Genomic DNA, 20,421 nt, shown 5'->3' on the forward strand with positions numbered 1-20,421 from the left:
AACGAGTGTGGATCAGCCTGAAAGACCCGGAGGGCGCGGCCTGGAGCGCCCATCTGCTGCGCCTTGTCTCTCGGAAAGGGAACCACCCTGACCATTGAGACAAGACACAACAGCTGCACGCTCCAGGCCACGCTGAGTACGCAAGGAATTATTCAGAGGCCCCCTAACGCCGAACTCAAGCAATAAGCCATGCGCGATGGTCATCATACCGGTAGCATAGTCGCCTGCGTTTGCGTTCACCGTTGGCCTCATTTTCGGCCTGCAACCTGGAGTAACCCATGACCTGGATGAAGTCCCGTCGCCTGCAGTACCTGTTGGCCATCACCGCCCTGTTTTTCGGGCTGATGGTCGTACTGCGTGCCATTTTCCATTTTGGTTTTTCCGAAGTGTCCGGCAATCCGGACTATAGCGCATCTGCCGTTTGGGATGCCTGGAGCATTGGTCTGCGCTTTGATCTTCGTCTTGCACTACTGATGATGCTGCCACTGGCAGCACTGGCATGGTTCCCCCGTTTTAACCTGTTGCGCAGCAGCGCCGTGCGGTTTGTCGCGCATGTCTACCTGCTGCTTGCCCTGCTACTACTGGTGCTGACCCATTTCCTCGATATGGGCCACTACGCCTATCTGGGAGTCCGCCTGAATGTCACCGCACTCCGATTCCTGCAGGATACCGCCATCTCCACCCAGATGGTCTGGGAGAGCTACCCCGTAGTGTGGATCACTCTGGCCTGGCTTACCCTTACCGGTCTGGGCTTCTGGCTGGCTCTGGTTCTCGAGCGCAAGCTGCTGCAACGCCCCGCCACCCGTATCGGCAAAGGACAGATCGGGATGGGCTTTGCAGTCTGCTTTATGCTGTTTTTCTTCGCCATTCTCGGCCGCGTCACCAACATCAATTATGCCAACCCGATCCCGCTACGCTGGAGCGAGGCTTTCGTCACTGGCGACAAGGCACTGGGGGCCCTCGGCCTGAACCCGGTGCTGTATTTCTACGATACCACCCTGATTCCCGCCTCCCCCTACGACAAAGACGCAGTGGCGAGTTATTACCCCCTGATCGCAGACTATCTTGGCATTGAGCCGGATCAGCGCAACGACCTCAATTTCGACCGGTTGATACAGGTTCAACCTCACAAACTGGATACTTCGCGCCCACCCAATGTGGTGTTCGTCATGCTGGAATCGTTGGGGGCCAGCCGGGTTGGCGCCTACGGCACGCCATTCGATCCCACCCCCAACCTGGACAGGATTGCCGAACAGGGCTGGTTCTTCCCCAACTTCTACGTGCCGGTTACCGGTACGGCCAAGACCATCTGGGCAACGTTCACTGGCATCCCGGATGTGGCACCTACCGAAAGCGCCAGCCGCAATCCCTTGATCAGTCACCAACGCATGGTGCTCAATGGCTTCCAGGGCTATCGCAAGTTCTATTTTGTTGGCGGTAACGCCAGCTGGGCCAACATCGATGGCCTGATTCAGCAGAGCATCGACGGCCTCGAGCTTTATGAAGAAGGCGACTGGAAAGCGCCCAATGTGGATGTCTGGGGAATTTCAGACCTGGAACTGTTCCGCGAATCCAATGAAATTCTGGACGCACTGCCATCAGACCAGCCGTTCTTCGCGTTTATCCAGACCGCGGGGAACCACCGCCCCTTCACCATCCCTGCCAACAATGGTGATTTCGAACGCCGGGATGTCGCCGAAGATGAATTGGCGGCCAATGGTTTCCGCAGTAATGCTCAATACAACGCGGTACGCCTGCTGGATTACAACGTCGGCGAATACATGAAAATGGCCCAGGGCAGTGACTACTTCGACAACACGATTTTCGTGTTCTTCGGTGATCACAACAACCGCATCACAACGCTGCCCCATATGGCGCCCGCCATGGAAAAACTGGGCCTGGAAAGCAACCACGTCCCGCACATGATCTACGCCCCCAAATTACTGAAGCCGCGGGTCATTGAGGAGGTCGTCGGTCTGGTGGATGTGATGCCAACCGTGGCCGGCCTCGCCGGGCTGGAATACCACAACACTACCCTGGGCCGTGATTTCCAGATCCCGGCATCTGAGGGCGAGCGCGCCAGCTTCCTGGTACTCCAGGAAGGCCCGCAACCGGTGTACGGTGCCATTACCAAAGACTGGTTTGTGCGAATGAATCACGACGGCAGCAATGCCACCCTGCACAAGCTGGATGAGGAAGATCCCTACAAGGATTACGCTGAGCAGCAGCCGCAGATCTTCCAGCAATTGTTTGAGCTGGCACGGGGCCAGTATGAAACCGCACGCTATATGTTCTACGACAATGTAGACGACAAGTAGCGCCATGATGCCAGAACGAGCCCTGTTTACATTCAGGGCTCGCGTTGCCTGGCCGCTACCACTCCATGTCCGGCAGCTTGGCAAAAGCCTCTCTCAGGCCCTGAGACCAGGCGTCGCCCAGACTGCGGAAACTGTCATTGTCACTGGTCACATCATGGTGGCGACCACCGCCAAAACTGTCGCGCTCGTAGATCAATACATCCAGCGGCAGGCCGACTGACAGGTTGGAACGGATGGTGGAATCCAGACTGATCAGGGCGCATTTGGCTCCCTGTTTCAGTGGCAGGTCGTACTGCACTACCCGATCAAGAATCGGCTTGCCGTATTTGTTTTCGCCAATCTGAAAATACGGGGTGTCGGGAGTGCACTCGATAAAGTTTCCTTCCGGGTACACAAGAAACAGACGCGGTTGCTCCCCGCGAATCTGGCCACCAACAATGAAGCTGCTGCCAAAATCCACCGTGCCCTGATTCAGTCCGGCATCACGTTTGAGAACCTCACGACTGGTGCTACCCACAAGGGTGGCGACATCGTACATTGAGGACACTCCAAACAGGTGCTTCCTGTCACTGTTCAAACGCATCTGTAACAAGCTGACGACACTTTGCGTCGTGGCCAGATTTCCCGCTGACAGAATCACGATCAGTCGCTCATCATCGACTCGGAATTTATGCAACTTGCGGTAAGTGGCAATCTGGTCCACCCCCGCATTGGTGCGCGAGTCCGCTGCGAAAACCAGCCCGTCCTGCAACGCCATCGCCACACAATAGGTCATCTCTGTTTTCCCTGAAGTGCCTTACTGATTGTCCCCGGGCCCAAGTTCGCTCACTTGCGCCACTGCCTGCAAGGACTCGGCCCCGCCGCCAAAGCGTACGCCACGGACAGGACAAGCGTCCATATAATCCATGCCCACCGCCAGCTTGAGATGATGACGCGGGCGGCGAGTCTGGTTGGTCACATCAAAGGTGTGCCAGCTATCGTCCTGCCAGACCTCTGCCCAGGCATGGCTGGCCACATGGGACGAGTCCTGGCTATACAGGTAGCCACTGACATAACGGGCGGGCATCCCCAGCGCCCGGCAACACGCCAGAAACACATGAGTGTGATCCTGACAGACACCCTTGCCGACCCGGTACGCCGCACTGGCACTGCTAGCGACATCGGTTGCCCCCGGGGTAAAGGGCATGGCCGTCAGGATCGTCTCACTCAGGTTCTCCAGCTTGCGTCCCATGTTGTCTCCCGGCAAATCAGAGGCCAGTGCCCGCAGCGCCTCATCCGGCTCCGTCAGCGTGGTGTAACGGGTGAATACCAGGGGAGAGAGTCGGTGATCGGCGTCTTCGCCGTCTTCATCGGTGATCTCCACTTCGCCTTTCACCGTCAAGGCGATTTCCTGATGGGGGCGATCCAGCGTCAGCACATGGAGAATGTTGTTGTACCCGTCCGACGCTCGCTCGGCAGATTCCGGCAAGGCCATCTGCCAATTCAGAATGCGCTGACGCGACGAGGGCCTGGGAGTCAGCCGCAAATACTGGGTGCTATGCTGCACCAGCTCAGAATAACGGTATTCGGTACGGTGATTGATAGACAGTTTCATACCAGCTCCAGATATTCGCTCTGAATGGTGTCCGCCAGTTCATTGATGCGGCGCAGAAAGTCAGTCAGGTAATCGTGCAAACCAATATCGACAATATGATCCAGATCGCCATATTGCAGGCGGGCAAGCTGTACCGCGGCCAACCGCTTGGACTGCAATCCGGCGTCCCCTTCAATCCCGGGCAACAGGTCACACAGCTCCTGCAAGCAGGACAGCAAGGATCTCGGCACCTCCGGGCTCAGGATCAACAGCTCGGCAACCCGTTCGGCATTGATGGTTTCGCTGTACATTTCACGAAAGGCCTCATAGGCCCCCACGGAACGCAGTAGCGCATGCCAGCGGTAATAATCCACTGTGGCATTGGAATCCTCCTGCCCTTCACGATGCTTCACATCGAGAATCCTTGCGGTGTTATCCGCCCGCTCGATGAAGGTCCCCAAACGCAAGAATCGAAAGGTATCGCTTCGCATCAGAGTGCCGTAGGTGGCACCCCGAAACAGATGCGAACGGTTTTTGACCCACTCGAAAAACGCGGTTTCACCGTAGGCCTGCAACCCCATGTGGCGTATCTCTTGCAGCTCCAGCCAGGTGCTGTTGACGCTTTCCCACATCTCGGCAGTAATCTTGCCGCGTACCGCATGGGCGCCTGCACGGGCCAGCCGGAAACACGAGTAGATACTGGCCGGGCTATCCGCATCCAGCGTAAAGAAGTGCAGTATGTTGCCGATGCTCACCCTGCCGTAACGGGCACCGTAGTGATCCAGGGTCCCGGTGATTGCCAACGGCGCGGCGATCTCCTTCTGGGTATCGACGGCATAACGAATCAGCGACAGGTTCCAGACCACATCCAGCATCCGGGCAGTGTTCTCCGCCCGTTCAAAATAACGTGACAGCCAGTACAGGTCCGATGCGGTACGGCTCAGCATGATGACGCCTCCCCGTCTTCCAGCACCCAGGTATCCTTGGTGCCGCCCCCCTGGGACGAGTTCACCACCAGCGACCCTTCTCTCATGGCCACCCTTGTTAGCCCACCGGGAACCACCCGGGTGTCATGGCCGCTGAGCACAAAAGGACGCAAGTCGATATGTCGGGGGGCAATGCCCTGCTCGACAAAAATCGGACAGGTCGACAACGACAGCGTTGGTTGGGCGATGTAATTATCCGGGTCGGCTAACAGCCGCTGTCGGAACTGTTCGATTTCTGCCTGGCTCGCCGCCGGGCCCACCAGCATGCCGTAGCCCCCGGCACCATGGACTTCCTTGACCACCAGTTCCGGCAAACGCGCAAGGACCTCCTTGAGCTCCGCTTCGCGGCGGCATTGCCAGGTCGGCACATTGGCAAGAATGGGCTCCTCATCCAGATAGAAACGCACCATGTCCGGCACATAGGGGTAAATGGATTTGTCGTCCCCCACGCCGGTGCCCACGGCATTGGCCAACACCACATTCCCTTCACGATAGACCGACAATAGCCCGGGCACCCCGAGCATGGAGTCCGCACGAAAAGCCAGTGGATCCAGAAACGCATCATCAATACGCCGGTAAATCACATCTACCCGCTGTGGCCCGGCGGTGGTGCGCATATACACATAACCGTCCTTCACAAACAGGTCGGCCCCTTCCACCAACTCGATCCCCATTTGCTGGGCCAGAAAGGCATGCTCGAAATAGGCACTGTTAAAGCGGCCGGGAGTGAGTAGCACTACCGTGGGATGGCTGTGGACAGCGCTCTGCTGCAGGGTCTCCAGCAACAAGGTCGGATAGTGCTCTACCGGCGCCACGGTCTGCTGCGCGAACAGCTCCGGGAACAGGCGCATCATCATGCGCCGGTTTTCAATCATGTAGCTCACCCCGGACGGGGTGCGCAGATTATCCTCAAGGACATACCAGGTACCCGCATCATCACGAATCAGGTCTACCCCGCTGATCTGGGAGTACACCTGATTGGGAAGATCCACATCCTGCATGCATGGCTGGTACTGGGCATTGCCAAAGATCTGTTCGGCAGGAATCCGCCCGGCCTTGATAATGTTCTGGTCGTGATAGATATCGTGCAGAAACAGGTTAAGCGCCTGCACGCGCTGAATAACGCCCTTTTCCAGCTGCAGCCACTCCGCGCCCGGAATAATGCGTGGCAAGGTATCGAAGGGAATCAGGCGTTCGGTGCCACTGTCTTCACCGTAGACATTGAAGGTAATCCCCACCCGGTGAAACTGCAGTTCTGCCTCTTTGCGCTTTCGCTGTAGTACCTGTCGGTCCTGTTGCAACAGCCAGTCGTGGTAGCCGGTATAGTGTGGACGCACCTCACTGCCCGAGCCGATCATCTCATCAAAGCCGGTCACCGCCGGCAAACCTAATGACTGCATGGCGCTTTCCTTATCCCGAGGCTCGCATTACGCATCCTCTGAATCAGAATAGAGCAAGTCCCATGCCAAATTGATTGCACCCACGGCCCATTTCAAACTGCGGCTATCGCCGGCTTGCCCCATTTAGGCGCAATCCCGAACGGCCCGCCCGGGCCCCTCGCCCTGCAAAGGCGCACGATTCGAAGCGACCAGGCGGGTGTCAACAGAAGCGCTGGAAAGCCTGTCCGGGTCAGTGGTGCCGCTCCATCACTCGCCCGGCCAGCTTCACCACCCAGCTATCCGGGAGCATGCGCGTGAGCCAGGTCATCACGCGATACGCCGTGCCGGGCACCACAACCGAGCGGCCGCGGGCCAAGGCTTGCAAGCCGGCGCGGGCCACCGGCTCGACCGGCATCATGGCCTTTTCCAGTGACGGGTCCATGTGTTCACGTGCCTTGGAGGAAAACTCGGTGCGCGTCCCCCCTGGACATAATGTGGTGACGACCACACCGGACGGTTTGAGCTCTTCGTGCAGCGCACGCCCCAGAGTCAACACAAATGCCTTGCTGGCCGCATACGTGGCCATCCCCGGGATGGGAAACCAGGCCGATACCGAGCTGACATTGAGAATCCAGCCCTCCCCTCGTTCCGCCATGGGCTCGGCAAACAGGCGTGTCAGTGCCAGCAAGGCCCGGTCGTTCACATCCACCATCCCCAGCTGCTGATCCAGCGGCACTCCCAGCAAGGGTTTCTGAAAACCCAACCCGGCATTATTGACCAGCACATCGACTTGCAGGCCAAGGGCAATCACCTGATCAAATAGCTGTTGGCCGCTGTCCGGTTCGTTGAGGTCCATCACCAGCACCGCTACCTGCACACCCGACAGGGCTTGTGCCAGCTCGCGCAAGCGCGCTTCCCGGCGGGCCACCAGAATCAGGTTGCAGCCCATCGCCGCCAGCTGGCGTGCGATTTCTTCACCGATGCCACTGGAAGCGCCGGTGATCAGCGCGGTTTTTCCTGAAAACATTCATCCTCCGTTTTGACAACGCCGCCGCAGGCACGAGTAACGCACGAAATACGCCCCGAGCGAAGCTCATAACGTGCCTGGAGCGAGCCGAGTATTGGCGAGCATCGCCATGCGAGCCGTGTCCTTCTAAGCTCTGGAATCCTTACCTCGTTTAGACTCGGATCGCCATGCGAGCATGGCCCCTACGGTGTGCTCAGGTTATTTATTGGCGCCGAACTCAACGCTCTGGAAGGCGTTTCCGTTCTTCGAAAAACCCGGGAACTATTTTGGGTTTTTCCTTCCTGCCAAGCGTAGCTTGTAGCTTGTAGGTTGTAGCTTGTAGCTCCCAGCTCACAGCTCACAGCTCACAGCTCACAGCTCACAGCTCACAGCTCACAGCTCACAGCTCACAGCTGATAGCTGATAGCTGAAAACAAAAAACCCGGCACAAGGCCGGGTTTTTGTTGGTGCGGATAGCGAGCGTTACAGCTTGCCGTCCAGCTCCGGTACTGCTTCGAACAGGTCTGCCACCAGGCCGTAATCCGCCACCTGGAAAATCGGGGCTTCTTCGTCCTTGTTAATGGCAACGATGACCTTGGAGTCTTTCATACCGGCCAAATGCTGGATGGCACCGGAGATGCCCACAGCAACGTACAGGTTCGGGGCAACGATCTTACCGGTCTGACCCACCTGCATGTCGTTCGGTACGAAGCCTGCATCAACGGCAGCACGGGATGCACCCACGCCAGCGCCCAGCTTGTCAGCCAGCTTGTACAGGATTTCGAAGTTCTCACCGTTACCCATGCCACGACCACCAGAGATCACGATCTCGGCAGAAGTCAGCTCAGGACGGTCAGACTTGGCCAGCTCTTCGCCTACGAAGGAAGAGGTGCCAGCGTTCTTGGCAACGTCCAGGGCTTCAACAGCCGCAGAGCCACCTTCAGCCGCAACGGCGTCGAAAGAGGTACCACGCACGGTGATCACTTTCTTGGCATCAGAGCTCTTCACGGTCGCAATAGCGTTACCCGCGTAGATCGGACGCTTGAAAGTATCCGCGTCGATGACGTCAGAGATCTCGGACACCTGAGCCACGTCCAGCAGAGCAGCAGTGCGCGGAGCAAAGTTCTTGCCGGTGGTGGTGGCAGCAGCCAGTACGTGGGTGTAATCCGCAGCGACTTCAGCCACCAGATCACCAACGTTTTCGGCCAGCTGGTGCTCGTAAGCGTCGTTGTCAGCGCACAGGACCTTGGAAACGCCTTCAATCTTGGCAGCTTCTTCAGCAACAGCGCCACAGCCTTTACCGGCAACCAGTACGGTGATGTCGCCACCGATAGCCTTGGCAGCAGCAACGACGCTCAGGGTGACCTTGTTGAGCGCGGCGTTATCGTGTTCGGCGTAAACTAGTACACTCATCAGATCACCTTCGCTTCGTTCTTCAGTTTCTCGACCAGCTCGTCTACGGAGCCAACGATGATGCCAGCCTGACGCTCAGCCGGTGCTTCAACGCTAACGGTGGTAACACGCGGAGTCAGGTCAACGCCCAGATCAGCAGCGGTCTTGGTGTCCAGCGGCTTTTTCTTGGCTTTCATGATGTTCGGCAGAGACGCGTAACGCGGCTCGTTCAGACGCAGGTCAGTAGTGACCACGGCCGGCAGGCTCAGCTCTACCGTCTGCAAACCACCGTCGATTTCACGGGTCACTTTCACTTTGCCATCAGCAACATTCACTTCAGAAGCGAAGGTACCCTGCGGCATACCGGTCAGCGCAGCCAGCATCTGGCCGGTCTGGTTGTTGTCGCCGTCGATGGCCTGCTTGCCCAGAATCACCAGCTCAGGCTTTTCTTCATCAACGATAGCTTTCAGCGCCTTGGCAATGCCCAGCGGCTGAACGTCTTCGTCAGTTTCTACCAGGATGGAGCGATCAGCGCCCAGTGCCATGGCAGTACGCAGCTGTTCCTGAGCGGTCTTGGGACCGATGGAAACGGCAACGATTTCAGAAACCACACCCTTCTCTTTCAGACGCACCGCTTCTTCTACAGCGATTTCACAGAAGGGGTTCATGGCCATTTTGACGTTTGCGAGATCAACACCAGAGTTGTCCGCCTTCACGCGAACCTTGACGTTGTAGTCAATGACTCGCTTGATGGGTACAAGAACCTTCATAGGATCCTCGGAATGTTCCATTGGGTGACTTGTAGAAGGAGGCGACATGACGCCGTTGCCGGGTCCACCCCCGCGAAAGAGCCGCTATCTTGAACGCTCGGCCACAGCAGGTCAATAGGCCGAAAATCTGTAAGCAGATGATTTTGCTGCAAATAGACCACACAAAGTGTCCACTTTTTGTGACTTTGCAGTCGCTCATCTTGTTGAAAATCAAGCATCTAGCAAGAGATAATCCAAACACCTGTTTGAAACTGACTCCGCCGGCAGGCAAAGCGCCTGCCTTTATATACAAGCCCTGACACACTTCGAAGGCGGCAGAGTCAACCCAGGCAGTGGTGCGGATTCCCCTATCTCTATATACTCCGCGCCACCCCAAGGCTGGCCGCAGGCAGCTACTGAGAAAGATTTTCTGTGACAAAGGTTTTCGATAACCGTTCCCAGAAAGCCTTTCTCAGTGGCTTCCGGGCCGAAACGCAATCCGATAGCGAGGAGACAGGCTGTGGAACGCGAATCTATGGAAGTCGACGTAGTCATCGTCGGCGCCGGTCCTTCCGGTCTGGCAACTGCCTGCCGTCTGGGCCAGATCGCCCAGGAAACCGGTCAGGAAATCAGTGTAGTCGTGGTAGAGAAAGGTTCCGAAGTCGGCGCCCATATTCTCTCCGGTGCGGTACTCGAGCCGCGCGCCCTGAATGAACTGTTCCCCAACTGGGAAGAGATGGGCGCCCCGGTGAACACCAAAGTTACCGGTGACGAGATCTACTACCTGACTGGCGCCGAAAAGGCCCAGAAAGTCCCGAACCTGTTCGTTCCGAAAACCATGCACAACGAAGGGAACTACATTATTTCCCTGGGTAACCTGTGCCGCTGGCTGGGTGAGCAGGCCGAAGGTCTTGGCATCGAGATCTTCCCGGGCTTTGCTGCCAACGAAATCCTCTACAACGAAGACGGTTCCGTTAAAGGCATCGCCACTGGCGATTTCGGTATCGGCCACGATGGCGAAAAGAAAGACAGCTACATGCCCGGTATGGAGCTGCACGCCAAATACACCATCTTCTCTGAAGGCTGCCGCGGCCAGCTGGGCAAAGAGCTGCAGGAAAAATACAACCTGCGTGAAGGCACCGACCCGCAGCACTACGGTATCGGCATCAAGGAACTGTGGGACATCGACCCGGCCAAACACCAGGAAGGCCTGGTAGTGCACACCGCAGGCTGGCCGCTCAGCGAGTCCGGCTCTCCGGGTGGTGCATTCCTGTACCACATCGAAAACAACCAGGTGGCCCTGGGTCTGATCACCGATCTGGCCTACTCCAACCCGCACGTCTCTCCGTTTGACGAGATGCAGCGCTGGAAGACCAACCCGGAAATCAAAAAGCATCTGGAAGGCGGCAAGCGCGTTTCCTACGGTGCCCGCGCCATTGCCAAAGGTGGCCTGCAGTCTCTGCCGAAGATGACCTTCCCTGGTGGTCTGCTGGTGGGCTGTAACGCCGGCACCCTGAACTTCGCCAAGATCAAGGGCACCCATACGGCCATGAAATCCGGCATGATTGCCGCCGAGATCCTGGCAGAAGCCCTGAAAGGTGGCCGTGGCAGCGACGAGTTGACCGAGTACAAGGCAGCCTTCGAAGGCAGCTGGGTGTACGAAGAGCTGCACGCGCAGCGTAACTTCGGCCCGGCACAGCACAAGTTCGGCAACTTCATCGGCTCCGCTTTTGCGTTCGTGGACATCAACCTGTTCAACGGCAAGCTGCCGATCACCATGCATGACACCACCCCGGATCATGCCACCCTGAAGCCAGCCGATCAGAGCAAGAAGATCGACTATCCGAAGCCGGACGGCAAGATCACCTTCGCCAAGCTGGACAGTGTTTTCCTGTCCAACACCAACCACGAAGAAGATCAGCCGTGCCACCTGACGCTGAAAGACCCGAGCGTTCCCCTGCAGGTCAACCTGCCCAAGTGGGACGAGCCGGCGCAGCGTTACTGCCCGGCAGGCGTGTACGAAGTGGTCGAGGACGAGAACACTGGCGACAAGCGTTTCCAGATCAACGCCCAGAACTGCGTACACTGCAAGACCTGTGACATCAAGGATCCGACCCAGAACATCAACTGGGTCGCTCCGGAAGGTACCGGCGGCCCGAATTACCCGAACATGTAATTCAGCCCACGGTTACCGTGTCACGGAAAAGGCGCTCTTCGGAGCGCCTTTTTTATGGTTCATCGCGGATTGGAGGGAAAAGCCCAATCGCCCCTCTCGCCTCTCCGTAGGAGCGTCGCTCGCGGCGCGATCCCTCATCAAAAAAGGTTCTCCAGATTAGTCGGAGTACAGGCAGGTCAAACGTCTGAAGCCGGGCGTCTGACGCGAAAGGACAGCCCCTCTTTTCATGCCAGCCCGACACACTTGCCGATACCCCCGTCAGGCCACCCTCCCGGTGCCAGAAGGCCCTGCTTTCCAGCCCGCCAGAAAACAAATATTTGCTGACTGTCTAGTTTCGACAGAACCGGCAAGTTCACAGCATCTTGTCCGCCAATTACGCAATTTTTGTGACATTTGGTCAAGTTTTACTGGCAAAAACGCCGGGTGGATACATATGATTTCTTTTGTCTCATTGTGGAGTGGCGCTGTGCTCGCTAGCATAAATGAAACGAGCGTATGACTGGCCCTTTGCCAGCCTTCGAGGAATCTGACTATGAACGCACAAGCCACTGCTATCGACAAGAAAACCCGGCTTGAACATCACTGGCCGGAACCCCTGACCGCCAAACAACTGGATGCCAAGTACCCGGGTATCCTGGACAGCACCGTTTTCCTGTCAGCAGGTGCCAATATCATCATGCAGCTGTCCCTGCCCGCGGTGGGCCATGGCGTGGCCGAGAGCCGTGTGACCAGTGGTTCTGTTCTGCACAACCCTTTGAAGCGGACCCGCACCACCTTTACCTATCTGGCCGTGGCCATGATGGGCACCGATGAAGAGAAACTGGCTTACCGCAAGGCCGTTAACGGCGCGCATAAATATGTGCATTCCACCGACGAGTCTCCGGTGAAATACAACGCCTTCGATCCCGAGCTTCAGCTGTGGGTTGCTGCGTGCCTGTATTGGGGCTTTGTGGACACCTATCAAAAGGTTCACCGCCCGCTGACCCGCGCCGAGCAGGAAGAGTTTTATCAACTTGCTCATCCGCTGGGTACCACCCTGCAGGTGCGCCAGGAAATGTGGCCGAAAGACCTGGATGCGTTTGAAGAGTATTGGCAAAACGGCCTGGACAACCTTCACATCGATGAGCGGGTTCACGAATTCCTGATGATTATCGTGGACCTCAAGTTCCTGAGCCCAATCACCCAGAAACTGTTTGGCAAATTCAACCGTTTCGTCACCAGCGGTTTCCTGCCGCCGGAAATCCGCGAAGCGATGAACCTGGAATGGAATGCCGACAAGCAACGCAAGTTCGACAAGACCGTGCGTTTCTTCGGCAAGACCATGAAGTTCCTGCCGCGCCCGGTTCGCCAGGCCGCTTACCTGCTGCCACTGCGTGATTTCCGCAAGCGTATGGCCAGCGGCAAGCCAATGATCTAAGCGTCAATCTGTTCGACTTCGTTTGACGTTAGCGCCCGGCATTCGCCGGGCGCTAACGTTTCATCCAGTACCACCGATCCCACCGCCTCGCGGTGAAGTGTCATCACCCGATTGCCCGTTTGAGCGAACATGCGACGTATCTGGTGATAGCGACCCTCTTGCAAAAAGACCCGTGCCTCCTGTTCCGCCAGGATCTCCAGTCGCGCAGGCCGCGTAACCAGCCCTTCAAATTCAAAATGCATACCGGCCGAAAACGCGGCCACATCCTCAGGCCGCAATGGACGCTCTACTGTCACCCGGTAGCGCTTCCAGACCGCGGAGTCAGGCAAGCTCAAACGCCGTGACCATTCGCCATCATTGGTGAGCAGTACCAGGCCTGTGCTGTTAAAGTCCAACCGTCCTGCCAGATGCAAGCCCTCTCTCGCCGCTTCCGGCAACAGATCCAGCACCGTAGGATGTGTCGCATCGGTTGTCGCACTGACCACCCCCGCAGGTTTGTTCAGCATCAGATAGCGACGGGTTCCGTCGCCGAGAAGCTGGCCATCACATTCCACCCGGTCGAAGGGACCAATACGACGCTGACGGTCCCGCGCCACAGCCCCGTTCACGCGCACACGCCCCGCCGCCAACAACGGACGCAAGGCACTGCGACTCACCTGTAGCTGTTGACTGAGAAATCGATCGAGTCGGAAGTATCGGGTTGGCATGGCTCTAGTGTAATTCAAGTTCCGCAACGGCCGATAATCGGCATAGCCAGGGGCTATGAAGCCGGTTCAAAATGCCTATTGTTAAAAAGGAACCATAACCGTTCTCATTGCGCTCACAATTCTTACAACTTTTGCTGTCACCCTCAGGAATCTGTCCATGTCCCATGCCCCGTTCCGACTCACCGCCCTCGCTGTTGCCTGCATGTCCAGCGCGGCGTCTCTTGCCGACACAGACAATGCCCATGTCCTCGAAACCGTTGAGGTACAAAGCAGCGCGGATGCGTCGAAGGAAGGGCTCAGCGAAGCCTTCGCAGGCGGCCAGGTGGCCGAGGGAGGCTCCCTGGGCATTCTGGGGAAACAGGACAGCATGGCAACCCCCTACAGCTTCACCAACTACACCGAACTGTTGATTGAAGACCAGCAAGCCGAAAGCGTGGCGGACATTCTCATGAATGACCCGGCCGTCAGGGTCGCCCGCGGTTTCGGTAACTTTCAGCAGCTCTATCTGGTACGTGGCCTGCCGGTCTACTCCGATGACATGAGTTACAACGGCCTGTATGGCCTGCTGCCCCGTCAGTACCTCGCATCCGAGTTTATCCAGCGCGTTCAGGTGTTCCGTGGCGCCAATGCCTTTCTCAATGGCGCCGCCCCTGGCGGCAGTGGCCTGGGTGGCGCCGTCAATGTATTGCCCAAGCGTGCTCCGAACTATGACGTCAATCAGTTTACGCTGGGGGTACAGTCTGGCGGGCAAGCCTATGGCGCCGTTGACCTGGCCCGCCGCAGTGAAGATGGTCGTGCCGGCATCCGGTTGAACGCCGCCCGTCGTGATGGCGACACCGCGGTGGATGGTGAGAACCAGAAGATCTCCATGTCCCACATTGGCGTGGACTTCCGTGAAGAGAACCTGCGTATTTCCGCTGACCTGGGCTTCCAGAAATTCAGCATGGATGCCTCCATGCCCAGCATCACTTTCGCGTCCGGCGTACCCATCCAGAAAACACCGGATGCCGATAAAACCGTCGCACAACCCTGGACCTACTCCAATTCCGAAGACCTTTTCGGGACGGTCCGGGCTGAGTATGACTTTGCTGACAACGTTACGACCTGGGTTGCACTGGGTGGCCGTGAAGGCAAGGAAGACGCCATCTTTGCCAACCCCACAGTGATCAACACTGCAGGAGACTACACCGCCAACCGCTTTGACAACGTCCGCGAAGACACAGTCATCACCGGCGAAGCCGGGGTTCGCTGGAGCCAGCTCACCACAGGCCCGGTTACTCACAGTCTGAGTCTCTCCACCGCGAGCTACGAGCTGGAATCCAAGAACGCCTATCTCTTCGGCTCAGGTGTCACCGGTAACATTTATGGCCCCACCGAAATGGCCATTCCACCTGCACCCTTCGCTGGGGGCAACATGGATGATCCCGGCACCACCATTCGTACCGAATTACGCAGTGTCGCCTTTGCCGATCAGCTGAGCATGCTCAACGACAGCCTGCTGGTAACGCTTGGTGGCCGCTATCAGGAAATCGAAGACACCAGCTACGATTACAACACCGGCAATCGCAGCAACAAGTACGAAGATAATGCGGTCACCCCATCCGTTGGCCTGCTCTACCGATTGACCGAGTCCGTGTCCCTGTACAGCAATTACATTGAAGGTCTTGTGGCTGGAGGCAATGCCCCCGCTGACAACAATGGGCCCGTGGCCAATGCGGGTGAAACCATTGCCCCCTTTAAAACCGAACAAGCCGAGATCGGCATGAAGTTTGACGCTGGTAACCTCGGCGGCAGTGTCTCTTTGTTCCAGAGCGAGAAGCCCATCACCGGTTTCGACAGCAACAACAAGTTTGAAATCGTCGACGACCAGACCAACAGAGGCCTGGAACTGATGGCCTACGGCAAGCCGCTTGACAGCCTGACGGTGCTGGGCGGTGTCAGCCTGCTCGATACCGATGTCGACGGTGAAAAAGCCATTGGCTCCCCGGACACCCAGGCCAATCTGAACGTGGACTGGGCCGTCCCCGGCACGGAAGGCCTGTCCCTGGATGGACGCATCATCTATACCAGCTCCCAGTACGTCGATGCCGCCAACACCGCCAAGATTCCCGACTGGACCCGCCTTGATCTGGGTGCCCGTTACCTGGTTCCCATCGGTGAAACGAAAATGCTCACCCTGCGCGCCCGGGTCGAGAACGTGGCGGATACCGATTACTGGGCCTCTGCGGGTGGCTTCCCGGGCTCCAGTTATCTGACCGTCGGTGCGCCGCGTACTGTTATGCTCTCCGGCACCTACGAATTCTGAAACAACGGATACGTCCCGGCAGCGCCGGGACCAGCCAGCCTATATGAAAGCCAGCACACTCCGTCGCTGGTCCTGGTGGCACACCTGGACCAGTCTGATCAGTACCCTGTTCCTGTTGATGCTGTGCATTACCGGGTTGCCACTGATCTTTCATGATGAACTGGACAGCGTTCTGCACAGCGACACCTGGCAACCGGCCAATCCCGGTGGTGAGTGGTTGAGTCTGGACCAGATCCTCGATCACGCTGCGGCCAACCGGCCCGGTGACGTTCCGCTTTACATGAGCTTTGATGTGGACCGCCCGGTGATCAATGTGACCACCGGACCGGCACCGGACTCTCCCGGCAGCGACATGCTGATGAGCTCCTTCGATCGCACCAGCGGCGAGCTGGTGCCCTACCACGAGGGGTTCGACATCATGCACTTCCTGCTACAGCTGCATACGGACATGTTCCTCGGCTTGCCCGGCATGCTGTTCCTTGGCGCCATGGGCGTGCTGATGATCATCGCCATCGTTTCCGGTGTGGTGCTCTATGCGCCATTCATGCGAAAGCTGGATTTCGGCACCCTGCGAACGCAGCGGTCCCGCCGCATCAAGTGGCTGGATTACCACAACCTGCTGGGTATCGTCAGCGTGGCCTGGCTCACCGTGGTCGGACTGACCGGAGTGATCAACACCCTGGCCGATCCCATCACCGCCACCTGGCGCAGCCAGGCACTGGCCGATCTCACCGCCGGTTATCAGGATGCGAGCGTTCCCACACCTGCGGAGATGGCCTCCCTGGACGCCGCCGTTGAGCAGGCCGTTGCCGCAGCCCCGGACATGACCCTGCAGTTCGTAGCGTTCCCCGGGGGCTCCTGGTCCACCGACTTTCACTATGCCATCTTCCTTCATGGCAACACGCCGCTGACCTCACACATCATCACTCCAGTGCTGGTGGACGCCCGCACCGGTGAGTTTGCCGACATGCGGGAAATGCCCTGGTACAACAAGGCACTGTCCTTGTCCGGCCCGTTACATTTTGGGGATTACGGCGGGCTGCCGCTGAAAATCATCTGGTTTGTACTGGACCTGTTCACCATTGTGGTACTGGTAAGCGGCCTGTATCTCTGGTGGGTGCGCCGCGGCAATGCTGCACCGGGAGGCGCATGATGAAGCGTATCTTTGCCCTGCCATTACTGATCGCCATCACCAGCACGGTGGGGCTGCTGTCCGCCTTGCTGGGTGACGGGGTGTATGACTGGGTCTCCTGGTTAGGCCTTGGGGTTCCGGTCATTGCCGCCCTGTATGCCTACGCCAAACGTGACTGAAGACGTTATGCTCGCATGATGCCCGCGGCTCACCTGTACGCAGGCAGACGATGCGAGTCAAAAACGTACGGTCACCGCAGAGATGAAGGCATCACGGCTGCCGATAAACCCGTCGTACTCCAGCATGACCGATAAGCGGGGCGTCACATCCCAGTTAGCACCTGCCACCAGATTCCAGCGGTCAGCATTGTTCTGGTCTACTTTGTAATCCAGTACCTGATCCGTTCCCGGAATTGCCAAACTACCGGTGATCACGGTACGGACATCCAGATAGTTACCACCGGCAAACACGGTCATCCGCCCTGCCCGATTCAGCGCAAACCCGCGCCCCACTCTCGGGCTGATGGTCAAGGCTCTGCCATCAAGCACCGCCTTGTCGGAATCCGTCCAGGTTACATTGAACGGCACCAGCAGGAACCAGTCGCGCCAGCCTGACGCCACCACGCCGCCCACACCATAGTTCTTCGGACTGAGATCCGCCGTCACCGGGAAGCGTACTTGCTTGTTCTCGAACAGGTAACAGACCGCTGGCCGAATCACGCCTGTGCAATCCTTTCCGATCTGGCCAAGCATGGCATTGCCATCAATGGCGATGTCCAGATCCAGGTCGCCGTTTACCTGCCCAACCGTACCGTACAGATTCAGAAACGGCAGCACCCAGGCATCGATCTTCAACTGTTCGGTAATCAGATCACTGTCCGCGCCAAAGAAGACAAAGTCATAGGGACGTGTGCCATTCCCATTGAATCCCACCTCCAGGTGGTCAATACGCATCTCCTGACGCACATCGGCACGAACGACACCAATGCCCCAAGGCATTGGCAGATTGAATCCACGCTCGACCGCCCGCTTGCCAAGAAAGGGCAGCGTGTGGGCCCAGTAGCGCGGCGCATCCCCATCAGGGCGATGGGCTGAATTACGGCTGGGGAAGTTATAACGGGACAATGCAGTGTTACTGAGACGGTGATTCACCTTCACCTGGCTGACTTTCATCCCGGCCCCGGCAGACACACCCGAGTCGCTGGACACATACAGGGCCACGTCATCATTGCGGTAGCGCAACATGCCACTTTCACCGCCCACATTAGACGACGCATTGGGCTCGACCAGCCACTTGCCATGATGCAGCTGATCAATCAATTCAGGGTCATGAATGACGGCCAGAAAGCGCCCACCTTTAGCGCCAAGACCAAAGCCCATCCGAAGAGAATGGACATCAAGATACAGGCGCGACTGGTCGCGGTTATCATGCAATACCGCAACTGCGTTACTGCCGCCCAGTGGACCGAGCAAGAGTACATCGGTGGTGCCGACCAGATAGCCCGCGGCCTCCTCGATTTCCTGATCCAGCGCGGGGACTTCCTGTACAAACCGACTGAGTGCGTCCCCGGTTTTCCAGTCGACCTGCGCACGCACCTGATCCAACTCATTGGCTGGCAGGCTGGAACACCCCCCCAGCACCATAAGCGACATCAACAGCCACCCGAAAAACAACCCCGTAACCCTTGGCATACCACCGCATTCCCATTGCTTTTTGCCATGGTGGCCGGAATGGGGGCGGCTGTCACCCCATCAGGAGTGCGTCCACGGCCCGGGCGGCACTCTGGCATGCCCCTTCCATCGTGGTCGTCCATTCCGTGTTGGTCCAGTCACCGGCAATGGCCAGCCCCGCCACCGACGTTTTCTGATCCGGGCGAACCCCTGCCGTTCCCGGGCGTTGGGCAAAGGTGGAATTGGGCATGCGCACAATATGACTGTGAATCACCTGGGCATCTCTGGCCTTCGGATAATAACGACGCAACATATCCATCTGGATAGCGATGATCTCGTCGTTGGACTTCTTGATCAGCTCGTAGGAGGCCGACACCGTCGTCGAGAAGAACCAGTTGTCGGCAGGCTTACGCCCATGCATACGCTGACGGTCCCACACCTGTTCGAGAATCCCCTCTCCGTCGTAAAGAATTTCGCCCCAGTCTTCCATGCCGATATCCCGATCCAGGTACAGATTGACGCTGACAATGGGCACCGGGGTCAGCGCCTCCACGGCACGCTCAATTTTTTCGTACTCTGGCATTTGTTCCAGCAAATCCTTCACCTGCCACACCGGCACCGCACAGATCACCGCATCCGCCTCCAGCATTTCTCCATCACGCAGGGTGACGCCTTTCACCACACCCGCCACGATATCAACGCTCTTCACCGGGGAGCGGGTACGCACCGACACATTATTCAGTCGGAAGAAGGATTCGGCGCTGCGCACGAACAGGGTATCCAGATCGACCGTCGGGTAACCGATAGAGACCGGGGTGCGCATCTTCACTCCCTTGCGAATCCCGGTCACCAACAAATCCGCTGGCACTTTCGCCGATGAGATATCGGGCTTGTCGCCGGTCAAACCGATCACAATACCGTCCCACATTGCGCGGCGTGCGGACAGCGGCAGCCCCACCCGATCGAACCATTGCTCAGCGGTAATTTGATCAAGATCGGCAGGTTGCTTCAGCGCTTCTCGAAAAAGCCGTGCCTGGGCACGGGCAGTACGCAGTTTGTCGAGCCCCTTTACGCCAGGCAGGTCGCCGGCCATGGCCCGCAGCCCATCCAGGCCCCAAAATGCAGTTCGGCGGGTTTTCCCCCCTGGCATACGGGCCGTCATGTGACCGGGAAATTCAACGTGGTGGCGGGTTCCAACGCTGTCCAGATAGCGGAACAGATTCTCGTAACCACTGGCAAACACATGCTGCCCATTGTCGGGGACGTCGTTGATTTCCTTTTGCGGGATAGCGATGGTGCGACCACCCAGTGCGCCACGACGCTCCAGCAGAGTGACCTCATGTCCAGCTTCGGATAACCACACTGCCGATGCCAAACCGGACAGACCGCCACCCACAACAATGCATTTCATCGCAACCCCTCACAAGCTCATCCCTGATGGAACAGGGAGAGTAGCAAGGCAGATTGCAGGCGGGGACACACAAAAAAGAGGAAGATGAACACCCCGCAGGGAATGGCCCCAAATGACATCAAGCACATTCCACCCTCAACAATTGTCTTGTCCCGCTGTGGCTGTCTCTACTGTGGATGTTGCCCCCCGCCGCTAACGAC

At 57.8% G+C, this 20,421-nt stretch carries 16 protein-coding genes; 6 read left to right on the forward strand and 10 right to left on the reverse strand.

Going from position 1 to position 20,421, the window contains the following annotated elements:
* The first annotated feature begins 278 nt into the window (after nt 1–278).
* Nucleotides 279–2,318: an LTA synthase family protein gene (locus A15D_RS11450; RefSeq protein WP_102792044.1), complete on the forward strand. Its 2,040-nt coding sequence runs from the start codon at nt 279–281 to the stop codon at nt 2,316–2,318.
* A 55-nt stretch (nt 2,319–2,373) separates the two neighbouring features.
* Here the strand turns inward: A15D_RS11450 and A15D_RS11455 are convergent, their stop codons facing one another.
* From A15D_RS11455 to A15D_RS11485, 7 genes are all read right to left on the reverse strand, one after another.
* Entirely contained in the window at nt 2,374–3,093 is a 720-nt protein-coding gene (locus A15D_RS11455; protein WP_022984222.1) for a proteasome-type protease, read from the reverse strand.
* Between the two features lie 21 nt (nt 3,094–3,114).
* Nucleotides 3,115–3,912, reverse strand: a complete 798-nt coding sequence (locus A15D_RS11460) for a transglutaminase family protein (protein WP_022984221.1) — start codon at nt 3,910–3,912, stop codon at nt 3,115–3,117.
* Nucleotides 3,909–4,838 (reverse strand): alpha-E domain-containing protein, encoded by a 930-nt coding sequence (locus tag A15D_RS11465; protein ID WP_102792045.1) that lies wholly within the window; start codon nt 4,836–4,838, stop codon nt 3,909–3,911. Before A15D_RS11465 ends, A15D_RS11460 begins: the two co-directional genes overlap by 4 nt.
* Complete coding sequence (locus A15D_RS11470) at nt 4,832–6,277, reverse strand: circularly permuted type 2 ATP-grasp protein (RefSeq protein ID WP_022984219.1); 1,446 nt, start codon at nt 6,275–6,277, stop codon at nt 4,832–4,834. The genes A15D_RS11465 and A15D_RS11470 overlap by 7 nt, the downstream gene beginning before the upstream one ends.
* 229 nt (nt 6,278–6,506) lie before the next feature.
* Nucleotides 6,507–7,283, reverse strand: a complete 777-nt coding sequence (locus tag A15D_RS11475) for an SDR family oxidoreductase (RefSeq protein WP_102792046.1) — start codon at nt 7,281–7,283, stop codon at nt 6,507–6,509.
* Nucleotides 7,284–7,745: 462 nt separating this feature from the next.
* Complete coding sequence (locus A15D_RS11480) at nt 7,746–8,675, reverse strand: electron transfer flavoprotein subunit alpha/FixB family protein (RefSeq protein ID WP_022984217.1); 930 nt, start codon at nt 8,673–8,675, stop codon at nt 7,746–7,748.
* Nucleotides 8,675–9,424 carry an electron transfer flavoprotein subunit beta/FixA family protein gene (locus tag A15D_RS11485; protein WP_022984216.1) on the reverse strand — a complete coding sequence of 250 codons (750 nt, stop codon included), beginning with the start codon at nt 9,422–9,424 and terminating at the stop codon, nt 8,675–8,677. Before A15D_RS11485 ends, A15D_RS11480 begins: the two co-directional genes overlap by 1 nt.
* A gap of 499 nt (nt 9,425–9,923) precedes the next feature.
* Between A15D_RS11485 and A15D_RS11490 the strand changes: the two genes are divergently transcribed.
* Entirely contained in the window at nt 9,924–11,579 is a 1,656-nt protein-coding gene (locus A15D_RS11490; RefSeq protein WP_102792047.1) for an electron transfer flavoprotein-ubiquinone oxidoreductase, read from the forward strand.
* Nucleotides 11,580–12,111: 532 nt separating this feature from the next.
* Nucleotides 12,112–12,996 (forward strand): oxygenase MpaB family protein, encoded by an 885-nt coding sequence (locus tag A15D_RS11495; protein ID WP_102792048.1) that lies wholly within the window; start codon nt 12,112–12,114, stop codon nt 12,994–12,996.
* Here the strand turns inward: A15D_RS11495 and A15D_RS11500 are convergent.
* A complete protein-coding gene (locus A15D_RS11500) occupies nt 12,993–13,703 on the reverse strand; it encodes a pseudouridine synthase (RefSeq protein WP_102792049.1) in 711 nt (236 codons plus the stop codon). The two genes, A15D_RS11495 and A15D_RS11500, sit on opposite strands and share 4 nt — an antisense overlap.
* Nucleotides 13,704–13,860: 157 nt before the next feature.
* On the opposite strand from A15D_RS11500, the gene A15D_RS11505 reads away from it, so the two are divergent.
* From A15D_RS11505 to A15D_RS17315, 3 genes are read left to right on the forward strand one after another with little or no spacing between them, the layout of a single operon-like run.
* On the forward strand, nt 13,861–16,008 hold the full coding sequence (locus A15D_RS11505; protein ID WP_102792050.1) for a TonB-dependent siderophore receptor: 2,148 nt from the start codon (nt 13,861–13,863) through the stop codon (nt 16,006–16,008).
* Nucleotides 16,009–16,051: 43 nt separating this feature from the next.
* Nucleotides 16,052–17,161: a PepSY domain-containing protein gene (locus A15D_RS11510; protein WP_102792051.1), complete on the forward strand. Its 1,110-nt coding sequence runs from the start codon at nt 16,052–16,054 to the stop codon at nt 17,159–17,161.
* Nucleotides 17,158–17,319, forward strand: a complete 162-nt coding sequence (locus A15D_RS17315) for a hypothetical protein (protein WP_199175886.1) — start codon at nt 17,158–17,160, stop codon at nt 17,317–17,319. The genes A15D_RS11510 and A15D_RS17315 overlap by 4 nt, the downstream gene beginning before the upstream one ends.
* 57 nt (nt 17,320–17,376) lie before the next feature.
* Here A15D_RS17315 and A15D_RS11515 read toward each other — a convergent pair whose 3' ends face one another.
* Both A15D_RS11515 and A15D_RS11520 read right to left on the reverse strand, forming a co-directional pair.
* Nucleotides 17,377–18,792, reverse strand: a complete 1,416-nt coding sequence (locus tag A15D_RS11515; protein ID WP_146026873.1) for a hypothetical protein — start codon at nt 18,790–18,792, stop codon at nt 17,377–17,379.
* Between the two features lie 91 nt (nt 18,793–18,883).
* The gene (locus tag A15D_RS11520) at nt 18,884–20,221 is read right to left on the reverse strand and encodes an FAD-dependent oxidoreductase (protein ID WP_102792053.1); all 1,338 of its coding nucleotides are present in this window, start codon (nt 20,219–20,221) and stop codon (nt 18,884–18,886) included.
* Between the last annotated feature and the right edge of the window lie 200 nt (nt 20,222–20,421).

It is taken from the genome of Alcanivorax sp. MD8A (assembly GCF_002888555.1).
GTDB lineage: Bacteria > Pseudomonadota > Gammaproteobacteria > Pseudomonadales > Alcanivoracaceae > Alcanivorax.